The sequence below is a fragment of the Muricoccus radiodurans genome, assembly GCF_050154705.1.
Classification (GTDB): domain Bacteria; phylum Pseudomonadota; class Alphaproteobacteria; order Acetobacterales; family Acetobacteraceae; genus Roseomonas; species Roseomonas radiodurans.
Window position 1 is genome coordinate 123,518 of the sequence record NZ_CP189561.1, and the last position, 10,951, is coordinate 134,468.

The 10,951-nt window shown below is 71.4% G+C and carries 13 protein-coding genes; 10 read left to right on the forward strand and 3 right to left on the reverse strand.

The window, feature by feature from the left end; all coding sequences use genetic code 11:
• Window positions 1–13: 13 nt before the first annotated feature.
• Window positions 14–472 carry a hypothetical protein gene (locus tag ACP6CK_RS00630; protein WP_426956840.1) on the reverse strand — a complete coding sequence of 153 codons (459 nt, stop codon included), beginning with the start codon at window positions 470–472 and terminating at the stop codon, window positions 14–16.
• A 257-nt stretch (window positions 473–729) separates the two neighbouring features.
• Here ACP6CK_RS00630 and ACP6CK_RS00635 point away from each other — a divergent pair, with 257 nt between their 5' ends.
• From ACP6CK_RS00635 to ACP6CK_RS00670, 8 genes are all read left to right on the forward strand, one after another.
• Window positions 730–1,191, forward strand: a complete 462-nt coding sequence (locus tag ACP6CK_RS00635; RefSeq protein WP_426956841.1) for a hypothetical protein — start codon at window positions 730–732, stop codon at window positions 1,189–1,191.
• Complete coding sequence (locus ACP6CK_RS00640) at window positions 1,191–1,823, forward strand: hypothetical protein (protein ID WP_426956842.1); 633 nt, start codon at window positions 1,191–1,193, stop codon at window positions 1,821–1,823. Before ACP6CK_RS00635 ends, ACP6CK_RS00640 begins: the two co-directional genes overlap by 1 nt.
• 93 nt (window positions 1,824–1,916) lie before the next feature.
• On the forward strand, window positions 1,917–2,885 hold the full coding sequence (locus ACP6CK_RS00645) for a tripartite tricarboxylate transporter substrate-binding protein (RefSeq protein WP_426956843.1): 969 nt from the start codon (window positions 1,917–1,919) through the stop codon (window positions 2,883–2,885).
• A gap of 4 nt (window positions 2,886–2,889) precedes the next feature.
• Window positions 2,890–3,288, forward strand: a complete 399-nt coding sequence (locus ACP6CK_RS00650) for a GFA family protein (RefSeq protein ID WP_426956844.1) — start codon at window positions 2,890–2,892, stop codon at window positions 3,286–3,288.
• A gap of 59 nt (window positions 3,289–3,347) precedes the next feature.
• Complete coding sequence (locus ACP6CK_RS00655; protein ID WP_426956845.1) at window positions 3,348–3,653, forward strand: DUF1244 domain-containing protein; 306 nt, start codon at window positions 3,348–3,350, stop codon at window positions 3,651–3,653.
• A 6-nt stretch (window positions 3,654–3,659) separates the two neighbouring features.
• Entirely contained in the window at window positions 3,660–4,358 is a 699-nt protein-coding gene (locus ACP6CK_RS00660) for an EI24 domain-containing protein (protein ID WP_426956846.1), read from the forward strand.
• 349 nt (window positions 4,359–4,707) lie between these two features.
• The gene (locus tag ACP6CK_RS00665; protein ID WP_426956847.1) at window positions 4,708–5,007 is read left to right on the forward strand and encodes a DUF2312 domain-containing protein; all 300 of its coding nucleotides are present in this window, start codon (window positions 4,708–4,710) and stop codon (window positions 5,005–5,007) included.
• Window positions 5,004–5,354: a DUF4087 domain-containing protein gene (locus ACP6CK_RS00670; RefSeq protein ID WP_426956848.1), complete on the forward strand. Its 351-nt coding sequence runs from the start codon at window positions 5,004–5,006 to the stop codon at window positions 5,352–5,354. Before ACP6CK_RS00665 ends, ACP6CK_RS00670 begins: the two co-directional genes overlap by 4 nt.
• A gap of 65 nt (window positions 5,355–5,419) precedes the next feature.
• On the opposite strand, the gene creD is transcribed toward ACP6CK_RS00670, so the two are convergent.
• Window positions 5,420–6,778: a cell envelope integrity protein CreD gene (creD, locus tag ACP6CK_RS00675; RefSeq protein ID WP_426956849.1), complete on the reverse strand. Its 1,359-nt coding sequence runs from the start codon at window positions 6,776–6,778 to the stop codon at window positions 5,420–5,422.
• Between the two features lie 134 nt (window positions 6,779–6,912).
• Here creD and ACP6CK_RS00680 point away from each other — a divergent pair, with 134 nt between their 5' ends.
• A complete protein-coding gene (locus ACP6CK_RS00680; RefSeq protein ID WP_426956850.1) occupies window positions 6,913–7,611 on the forward strand; it encodes a response regulator in 699 nt (232 codons plus the stop codon).
• Entirely contained in the window at window positions 7,604–9,172 is a 1,569-nt protein-coding gene (locus ACP6CK_RS00685) for a sensor histidine kinase (RefSeq protein WP_426956851.1), read from the forward strand. Before ACP6CK_RS00680 ends, ACP6CK_RS00685 begins: the two co-directional genes overlap by 8 nt.
• On the opposite strand, the gene ACP6CK_RS00690 is transcribed toward ACP6CK_RS00685, so the two are convergent.
• Entirely contained in the window at window positions 9,163–10,866 is a 1,704-nt protein-coding gene (locus ACP6CK_RS00690) for an AMP-dependent synthetase/ligase (RefSeq protein ID WP_426956852.1), read from the reverse strand. The two genes, ACP6CK_RS00685 and ACP6CK_RS00690, sit on opposite strands and share 10 nt — an antisense overlap.
• Window positions 10,867–10,951: the final 85 nt, after the last annotated feature.

The window sequence follows — 10,951 nt, forward strand, 5'->3', positions numbered from 1 at the left end:
ATCCGGCGGCAGGTCAGGGCGGCGTGTATTTCCGGGAGAAGGGGACGCCGTTGAAGGTGTGCGTGCAGCACGCGCAGTCCGGCGTCATCTGCTCGACCCGGAGCGTCGGGTCCACCGCGGCCAGCTTCCCGTCCTCATCGACGTAGAGGCCGCTGTAGTAGGAGCTCTCGCCGGCGCGCACGATCGGCTTCCGCTCCTCCTCCGACCTGGCGACGAGCCAGAAGATCGGGTCGGGCCGGTCCAGCCGGGAGACGGCTTCGCGATAGGCCGCGTCCCAGTCGGTCCCGATCCGCGAGAGGAGTAAGCGGAAGAGCGGGGTGTAGTCGAGCCCCCGATGCGTCCCGTGGGCCATCGCACCGGAATGGGCCCGGTCCTCCCGGCGCCGGGACCAGCGATACTCGCCGCCACGGTCGTGCCGAACGCCGTGGGTGCGCGTGTTCACTCGGCGGTAGAGGGACTCCTTGCGCTGCATCGCTCCGCACCCTCCTGGGTCCTGGCGGTCTGAGGTTGGGCAATCCTGCGTCCGGCCCCAGCGCCGGGACAAGGGCTCTGGATCGCCGCACCGGGCCCGCGCAAGAGAAGCCGCGAAGCAGGTGCGCCTCACCGCGCTTCCATCGGCATTGCCTCTCGCCACGATAGGGCGCCGCCAGCTTATCCGCCCGGGGTGTTCCATCCATCGTCATCCCAACGGGCACCCTCACGGTGCGCCAGGGATGACAGGAGGCGCGAATGGGCCTGATCAGCTTTCTACAGAAGGCGGCCAAGGGGCAGACGACGTGGCAGGGGCAGCGCCGCTACGAGCGGGCCTCGAACCGCGGCACCCTCTACGTGGAGGTGTGCCAATGGCACCTCTACTACGGGGAGGGATCGCCGATCCTCCTGCAGAACTACGCGGAGCTCGTGCAGCAATGCACCTTCCGGCCGGAGCACCAGGCAAGCCTCGTCGGCATCCAGGCGGATATCAACCGCAAGCTCGGCCACGCCGCCACGATGAACGTGGGCAACAACCCCTTCCTGTCCCCCTTCGTCCGGCCGGCGGACAACACGGTCTTCGTCGTCTTCGCGGTGTTGCGGGACGGGGGGCAGCAATTCGCGATGCTGAAGCCCTACTGGTTCCTCTCGGCCGGCGAGAAGGAGAGCGATTTCCGGCAGGCCGTCGTCGAGTTCATCCCGAACCGGGGAGGCCGCTGATGCCGAGCATCGAGGGGCTGTTCACGAACACCCGCGAGTTCCTGAAGCAGAATCTGCTGATCATGCTGGGGACGATGCCGACGACCGCCGGCATGCACGCCTTCGCGTTCGAGGACGGGGCCGCGGCAGAGCAGAAGGCATCCCGCAAATCCAAGTTCTTCTGGAAGTCCGACTACGACATCCAGGTCTGGAACGTGCGCTGGGTGCAAGGCAACCGCGGCGGCGTGCCGGCCTTCTGGCTGCCCTACGCGCCGAACACGAAGCAGCGGTCCATCGCCCGGAAGGACGCGCCCTTCCTCCTCACCGCGTCGATGACCGGGTGCTCCTTCGGCGCGGTGGACCGACCGGGCCTCGGGCTGGAGGTGAACCACGTCAATTACCAGACGATGGACGGCGTGCTGGACGAGAGCCGGATGAAGGGCGAGATCGCCCACTGCACGCACCGGCTGCACCAGGACAAGTACCGGGAGAGGGCGCGGGGCAAGGCGATCACGGACATTGGAAAGCAGGCTGTGATGGGCGCGACGGTGGTCGGGGTGAACACGCCGCGCGGCGGCTGGAAGCTCTGGGCGCAGCAATGGGAGAACACGGACGGAGTGCGATACGTCTATCACGAGTTGCTGGACCTCTGACGGGCCGGTGGACAGGCGGGGCGGGGAGGGGCTGATAATGGCGCCGCCTCCTCGCAGCAGGGCGGCCCAACAATGACGTTCGAGGAAGCCTTCATGCCGATCCGCCGCCGTGGCGTGCTCTCCGCGCCATTCCTGATCGCCGCCGGGGGCGCGGCGGCGCAGGGCGCCTTCCCGAACCGCACCGTCTCCATCGCCGTGCCCTATGCCGCGGGCGGGCCGACGGACGTGATCAGCCGCCTAGTGGCCGAGGGAATGGCGAAGGACCTCGGCGTCGCCGTGGTGGCCGAGAACATCACCGGCGCCGGCGGCACCATCGCGGCGGCCCGTGTCGCGCAGGCGCGGCCCGACGGGCATTCGCTGCTGATGCACCACATCGGGCACGCGACGCACGCCACGATCTACCGAAACCTGCCCTACAACGTGGTGGATTCCTTCGCACCGCTCGGGCTGGTGTCCGATGCCGCGATGACGATCATCACCCGTCCCGACTTCCCCGCGAACGACATGGCCGGGTTCATGGCCGCGGTCCGGGAACAGGGGGAGCGCCTGAACATGGCGCATTCCGGCGGCGCCAACCAGCTCTGCGGTCTTCTGGTGCAGCAGGCGGCCGGGGCGAACATGACGCCGGTGGCCTTTCGCGGCTCCGCGCCCGCCATCACGGAGATCGTGGCCGGACGCGTGGATTTCATGTGCGACCAGGCGACGAACACCGTGCCCTATATCCGGGACCGCCGGATCAAGGCCTTCGCCATGACGCTGGAACGGCGCGCGGAGGGGCTGGACCTGCCTACCACCGCCGAGACTGGCTTCCCCGCCGTGCTGATGAGCACCTGGCACGGGCTCTACGCGCCCGCGGGCACGCCGGAGGAGATCCAGGTCCGGCTGAACCGCGCCCTGAAGGCGGCGCTGGGGGAGGAGCGGCTGCGCACCCGCTTCGCCGAGCTGGTAACGGAGGTCGCGCGGCCCGAGCAGCAGGAGCGCGAGTTCCATCGCCAGCACCTGATCGCCGAGGTGGAGCGCTGGCGCCCCATCATCCGCGCGGCCAACCTGTTCGAGAACTGACGGCATGCTGACCGGCGGATGCCATTGCGGGCGGGTGCGCTACGAGGCGGAGGGAAAGCTCTTTCACCCCACGCTCTGCCACTGCCGGGATTGCCGGCGCGTCTCCGGGGCGCCCTGCGTCGCCTGGTTCACCGTGTCGTCCGCCGGGTTCCGGATCACGCAGGGGGTGCTGCGGCACTATGCCTCCTCGGCGCGGGCGGAGCGCGGGTTCTGCGGGGATTGCGGCACCCCGATCCTGTTCCAGGCCCATGACCTGCCACAGGAGGTGGACGTGACGACCGCCAGCCTGGACGACCCGGAGGCAGTGCCGCCGGCCGACCACACCCAGGTCGGGAGCCGTCTCTCCTGGATGCGCCTGGCCGACGGCCTGCGGCAGTTCCGGACCTCCCGCGAGGACGGATAGGGACGGGTGGCGCGGCGGGGCGGGGCTTCCCATCTGCGTCGCGAACCGGGGAAGCCGAGATGACCGAGATCGACGACAAGACGCGGACCGAACTGGAGGCCGCGGCCTTCCGCCGCCTCGTGCAGCACCTGCGCGAGCGGACGGACGTCCAGAACATCGACCTGATGAACCTCGCCGGCTTCTGCCGGAACTGCCTGTCCCGCTGGTACCGCGAGGCCGCGGCGGAGCAGGGCATCACCCTGCCCGATCCGGAGGCGCGGGAGATCGTCTACGGCATGCCCTACAAGGAGTGGCAGGCGAAGCACCAGCGCGAGGCCACGCCGGAGCAGAAGGCGGCCTTCGCGTCCACCCATCAGGGGCACTGACGGCCCGTGGGCGCCGTCGCGTCGAGCTTGGCGCTGCCCTTCGACCAGCTTCTCGACAGGGGGTTCCGCGGGCCGCTCGTGAAGGGCCTGCTCGGGGCCGTGCTGGCGCTGGTCGGGCTGACGGTGCTGGCGGACTGGGGCGTGTCGTCGCTCGCGGGCGGGCAGGGATGGCTCGCGACGGCGGCCGGGCTGCTCGGAGCTGTCGCGGTGATCTTCGCGGCCTTCTGGCTCTTCGTGCCCGTGGCGCTGGCGATCGCGGGATTGTTCTCGGACGAGACGGCGGCCGCGGTGGAGCGGAAGCACTATCCCGGCCTTCCACCCGCGCGGGGGGCGTCCCTGGCGGCGCAGGCGCGGTTCAACCTCGTCCTGGCGCTGAAGGTGCTGGCGGTGAACCTCGTGCTGCTGCCGCTCACCTTCATCGTGCCGGTCGTGGGGGCGCCACTGCTCTGGATGGTGGCCGCGATCGCGCTCGGCCATGGGCTGTTCGAGGGAGTGGCGCAGCGGCGCATGTCGGTCACGCAGGCGCGGGTGCTGCGGCGGCGGCGGGAGGCCTCGGTGCTCATGGTGGGCGCCGTCATGGCGCTGCTGGCCCTGGTGCCGTTCGCCAACCTGCTGGTGCCGGTGCTGGGCACGGCCGCGATGACCCATCTGTTGCACCGGGGCCGCGGCGGGCCGGTCCCGGACGGAACGACGGCCGGCGCCTGAGTCAAGCCGTGGCGAGTCGCGGGGGGGATCGCTATACCTCCGGGTCCACGGGGGAGAGGGGGCTCGCCACCATGTCAGAGGTGATCGGGAGACCGGCGGCCGGGATTGCGGCCGACCGCCCGCGTTCGGTCATGAGGTGGATGGAACGGGAGCGCAACATGCCCGGCCATGCCGCCGGGCGCAGCGTCAGGACGGCAAGGCCGGCCAGCGCCTGAGATCCCGATCTTCCCACCGCATTCCACCCAACCCGGCGCTCACGGCGAGCACCACGTCCCGTTCGCCACACTGAGTCGCCTGCCTTCACCGCAAGACCCTGCAGGGCGGTGATGGATGTCGCGAGGAGCCCTATATGAGTGACACCATCGAGGAAGCCGCGGCTAGCCGCGCGCGCCAGGCCGAAGCCCCGGACGCCGATGTCGGCGGGATCGCGGCCGACCGCCTGCGCTCCATCATCGAGCGCGTCGAGCGGCTCGAGGAGGAGCGCAAGGCACTCGGCGACGACATCAAGGATATTTTCGCGGAAGCGAAGTCGGCCGGATTCGACGTGAAGACGATCCGACAGATCATCCGCCTGCGCAAGCAGGAGCCCGCCGAGGTGGAAGAGCAGGAGACGCTGCTCGATCTCTACCGCCGCGCGCTGGGAATGTGAGGCGGGCCGCTGTCGCGCTGGCCGTCCTGCTGGCGGCCGGCGGCGCCCAAGCGGCCGAGCGGCGCTGCGGCTGGCTGCACAACCCGACGCCGGGAAACTGGTGGCTGACCGACCGCGTCGGCCAGTGGGTGCTCTCGACCCAGGGCGGCTATGAGGCTGGCGGCATGGAGAGCCTGCCGGACATGACCGTCGGCGGATGGGTCGCGACGAATGGGTCCTACGGCTATGGCTGCGCCTGCCTTCGGGTGGAGGTCGAGGGCGCGGGAAGCCGCATCGTGCGGGTGCTGCGTGCAGAGCCGCTGCCGCTCTCGCGATGCCGGAACGACCGGTCGCTGCCCCGGCCCTGACGGACGCGTGCGAGAACGGATCTGGCGCCGCGTGGATGCACGCGGCGCCGTTCGGGGTCTGGAGGTCAGTTCGGCTGAGTCGTCGTCTCCCGCCCGCCGGCCCAATCCACCCGCCGCGTCACCATCATCACCAGCGACAGGGCGGCGAAGAGCGCGACGGCGCCGGTCAGCAGGGCGTAGTTCTCCAGGCTGAGCGTGACGTAGAGGAAGCCGAACAGCGCTCCGAGCACGCCCGCGAACACGGCGGCGAGCCCGATCCGGCGTGTCACCGCGGCTGTGTAGGCGCAAGCCTGCGCCATCACCGCGCCGGCGCTGATCGCGTAGGCCGCAGCGAAGCCCAGCGGCTCCCCGAAGGCGAGCAGCAGCAGCGGAAACAGCACCACCGACAGGCCGAGCAGCCCGTACTGGATGAGGTGGATGCGCACGCGCGCGATCAGCTCGAACAGCACGTAGGTCAGGAACGACAGCGCGAGGAACATGATCGCGTATTTCGACGCGCGGCTGACCATGCGGTAGGTCGGCACGGCTTCCAGCAGCTCTACGCCCACCTGGCGGGTGCCGCTCTCGCAGAACGGGCCGGTGCGGATCAGGGCGGCGCTGCCCGCTTCGGACCAAGACGCGGTGAAGGCGTTCTCCGTCACGTCCGAGCGGATCGGCAGGCCGGAGCCGGTGAAGCTCGGCGTGGACCAGGGGGCGGAGAGCTCCAGCTCGGCGCGGCGGGCGCGGGTGAGCAGGTGCAGGCTGCCGGTGCCGCGGAGGGGCATCGTGCCCTGGAAGGCGATGCTCCGGTCTGCCGGGGGCGCCTCCTCCAGCCCGAGGTTCCAACGCAGAAGTTCGAAGCCGCGGCAGCCATTTGCCTCGGTCTCCCCGGTGGTCAGCGCGCGGCCGTCCCAGGTCAGCCGCGCGTCGTCGGAGGCGGCGCGCAGATCGGTGGCGCCGGACAGCAGATGAGCCTCGCGCCACAGGGCCTCCGTCTCGGGCGGGAGATTCAGGGCAGGGATGGTGAAGCTGCCGGACAGGGCGACATCCGTGCTGTAGACCACCGCCTCGAACAGGCCGCGCTTGCGACGCTCGGGCGCCAGCCGGGCTTCCGCGCGCAGGCGCGCCGGGAGGATCGTGATGGTGCCGCGCTCATACCGGATCGGGCCGGTTTCGTTCGGCAGGCGCGGCGCCAGGCTGCGGGTGGGGAGGATCAGCACCGGGCCCTGGATGCTCTGGGCCGGTCCCCAGCTGCGGGCGATGTCGGCCCGGACCTGATGCTGGTAGCTCTCCCGCTCCCGGATGACGGAGGAGATCATCGCGTCCGGGATCAGCATGACGAGGAGCAGCGTGCCGACGAGCACGAGCTTGAAGCCCGGCGCGAGGCGGCTGATCAGTGACCGCGCCTGGGGGAGAGGGGGAAGGTCTTCGACGGTGGCGCTCATGGCGGCCTCCTGGTTTCGGGGGCGCCAGGATCGGTGGTGGGGGTGCCGCGGGGATGACGGGGGCTGGGAAATCCCTTGCCAGCCCCGTGCAAATCCGGTGCAGACCGGGGCATGACGACCCCTGGCCCGCCGCGATGCCGCGCATCCTGATCGTGGACGACGACCCGGCGATCCGGGACGTGGTCTCCTTCGCCCTGTCGCGAGCGGGGTTCGAGATCGTGACGGCGTCAGACGGCGCGGAGGGGCTGGCGCGGGCCGGGGATTCGGCCCCGGACCTGATCGTGCTGGACGTGATGCTGCCGGAGATGGAGGGGACGGAGGTCTGCCGCGCCATCAGGCGGTCCGGCTCCGACGTGCCGATCCTCTTTCTCTCCTCCCGCGACGACGAGGTGGACCGGGTGGTGGGGCTGGAGATCGGCGGCGACGACTATCTCACCAAGCCCTTCTCCCCGCGGGAGCTGGTGGCCCGCGTTCGGGCCATCCTGCGGCGTGGGGCACCCGCACCCGTGCCGGCCTCGACAGCGGCGACGGAGGAAGTGCTTCGCCACGGCCGTCTGGTGCTCGATCCCGGCGCGGCACGGGCGATGTGGGACGGGATGGAGGTCGTGCTGACCGCCACCGAGTTCGGGCTGCTCCGCACGCTCATGCGGCGCCCGGGACGTGTCCTCTCCCGCGATGCGCTGATGGACGGCGCGTACGCCGTGGAACGGGTGGTCAGCGACCGAACCATCGACAGCCATGTGCGGCGGCTGCGCGCAAAGTTCGCCGCCGTCGGAGCCGCGCCGGTGGAGACGCTGCCCGGCTTCGGCTATCGCCTCGGCCCCTGTGCGTAGAACCCTGATCGAGCGGCTGCGGCGGCCCCGGTTGCGGACGCTGCTGCTCCTGAGCAACCTCGTGATCCTGGCGCTGCCGCTCGCGGGGGTCTGGTTCCTGCGGCTCTACGAGAGCGCGCTGGTGCGGCAGACCGAGTCCGAGCTGGTGGCGCAGGCGGCGGTGCTCGCCGGCGCCTGGCGGGCTGAGCGGGGCGGGGCCGGCACGGACGGCGCCACGGGGCTGACCCAGCGCTCCCTGGACCAGGTCCGGCGGGCAGGGCTGGACCTGGCGCGCGACCCGGTGCTGCCCCCCGCGCCGGATCCGCGACCAGCGCCGCCCCCGGTCCCGATCGCGGCGGAGGTCGGCGGCCGGCTGGCCCCGGTCCTGCGGGACGCGCAGCCCGTGACACTGGCCGCGATGCGCCTGCTGGACCCGAACGGCGTGGTCGTGGCGACGACCGGCGGCGATTGGGGGCTGTCCCTGGCGGGGCTGGAAGAGGTGGAACGCGCGCGCCAGGGGGAGCCGACGAGCGTCCTGCGCTGGCGGGAGCGCCGGGCGGAATGGGTGCCCGGCGGCATCAGCCGCACCGCCGGCCTGCGGGTTCATGTCGCCCTGCCGGTGATGCTCGGCGGCGCGGTGGACGCGGTGGTGGTGCTGTCCCGCACGCCGGCCACGGTCACGCAGACGATCGCGGGCAAGCTGCCGGAGATCGGCGCCGTCGTGCTGATGCTGCTCCTGGCGGTGACCGGGCTCGCCGTGGCGGCCTCCCGGCTGATCACCCGGCCCCTGGGCGCAGTCGTCGCCGCCGCGCGGCGCGTCGCGTCGGGGGAGGCGGCCACCCTGCCGCCCCTGCCGGTGACCGCTGTGCGGGAGGCGGCGGCGCTGTCGAAGGCCATCGCCCGCATGGCGGCCACGCAGGAACGGCGGGCGGGCTATGTGCGCGGGCTGGCCGCCCATGTCAGCCACGAGTTCAAGACGCCGCTCGCCGGCATCCGGGGCGCCGCGGAACTGCTGGGCGACCACGCCGACAGCATGTCTGCCGTGGAGCGCGCCCGCTTCGTCCAGGCGATCGAAGAGGGGGCCGACCGGCTGGACCGGCTGGTGCGCGGCCTGCTGGACCTCGCGCGCGCCGACATGGCCGGGCCGGCAGCGTCAGGTCTCACGGCGCTGCGGCCCCTCGCGCAGGCCGCCGCCGGCCGCTTTCCCGACCTGCGCGTGACGGTGGACGGCGCGGCACGCGCCGCGGTGCCGGAAGAGGCGGCGGCGAGCGTGCTGGCCAGCCTGCTCGACAACACGCTGCGACATGCCGGCCCCGGAACCGACGTGCGGATCGCGCTGGCCGAGGAGGCCGGACGTGCCGTGATCCAGGTGGAGGATGAGGGTCCGGGCATATCCGCCTCGAACGCTGCCCGGATCTTCGATCCCTTCTTCACCACCGCGCGCGGTGCCGGCGGCACGGGGCTGGGACTGGCCATCGCGCGCTCCCTGCTGGAGGGGGCGGGGGGCACGATCGAGCTCGTCCCCTCCGCCCGCGGCGCGGCCTTCCGGATCACCCTCCCAGCCGAGGAACCTCAGGCGTAGAGGGACTCCACCGCTCCGGCGTGGCGCTCCAGCACGGCGCGGCGCTTCACCTTCATCGTGGGGGTCAGCAGCGCGTTCTCCACCGTGAAGGGCTCTACTGTCTTCCACTTCCGCACGCGCTCCAGGCCGGAGAGCTTGCCGTTGACGCGCTGGACCGCCTTCTCCGGGTCCATCCCCTCCGCCGCGACGATGAGGGCGACAAGGCTCGCCTTGCCCTCCCCGGCGACGACGGCGTGGACGATCTCGGGCTCGGCCATCAGCAGGCCCTCGATCTTCGCGGGGGAGACCATGTCGCCGCCGAGGGTCTTGATGAAGTCCTTCTTGCGGTCGGTGATGACGATGCGGCCATCGTCGAAGCGGCCGACATCGCCGGTGTGGAGCCAGGGCGCGGTCTCGCCCGGTGGGACCTCCAGGGCGCGCGCGGTGGATTCCGGATCGCCCCAATAGCCGTCCATGACGAGGCCGCCGCGGACCAGCAGCTCGCCATCCTTGGCGAAGCGGGCCTCCACCCCGGGAAGGGGATGGCCGACGGTGTGGCGGACATTATCCCAGGGCACGTTGACGGAGATCACCGGGCCGGCCTCCGTCTGGCCGTAGCCCTGCAGCACTTCGACGCCGAGGGCGAGGAAGAAGCCGGACAGCTCCGGATCCAGCCGGCCGCCGCCGGAGACCATCAGCTTCAGGTTCGGGCCGAAGCGCGCCCTCACCTTGTTCCGCACCAGACGCTCCAGGACGGCATCCTGTAGCCGCTCGAACAGGCTTAGCCGACCATCCAGCCGCTTCAGCCCGAGGGCCAGCGCCCGGTCGAACAGCTTCCGTTCGATCGGCTTCGCCTTCTCCAGCCCTGCCAGGATGCGGGCGCGCAGCACCTCATAGAGGCGCGGCACCGCCGTGATCATGTGCGGCTCGATCTCCTGGAACTCGGCGGCCAGCCGGTCGGCACCGCGGGAATAGACAACCTCGATCCCGTAGGAGGGCAGGAGGAAGCCGCCCACCGTATGCTCGTAGGAGTGGGAGAGCGGCAGGAAGGAGAGGTAGCGCGAGCCGTTCCAGTGCAGCCCCGCCCGCTTGATCAGGGGCAGCACCCCCGCGCGGTTCGCCAGCAGGGCGCGGTGGGGCAGCATCACCCCCTTGGGCTTGCCGCCGGTGCCGGAGGTGTAGACGAGGCAGGCGAGGCGGCCCTCCGGGATGTGCTCGACCTCGGCGACGAGCATCGCGAGGTCGCCCGGGGTGGCGACGAGGTCGGACCAGGGGACCGTGTCGGGCGCCGCCTCCATGCAGATCAGCAGGTCGAGGCCGGATTCTCCCGCCGCCTCCCGCACGCGCTGCGCCAGGCGGGCGGTGGAGACGATGACGACCCTCGCGCCGCTGTCATGCAGGATATGGGCGTGATCGGACACCGTGTTCGTCGTGTAGGTCGGCACGGTCACGGCCCCGATCGCCATGATCGCGGTGTCCGCGATCGGGAATTCCGGCCGGCTCTCGCTGATCAGGGCTACCCGGTCCCCGGGCGAGACGCCGCGGGCCCGCAGGCCGGCCGCGACGTTCGCGACCGCCACCGCGAAGTCTCTCCAGGAGGTGCGGTGCCAGGCCTTGTCCCGGTGGTGCCGGAGCATCGGCAGGTCCGGGTTCCGTGCGGCGAGGCCGAGCATCATCCCCGGCAGGCTGGTCCAGCGTTCCCCGTCGGCGTCCATCCGTTCCCCCGTGATGCCCTGGGACGGGCGGCCTTGGCTCGCCCGGTCCGGGGCTTATATCGGGGGGAGAACCCCCGATCCCGCA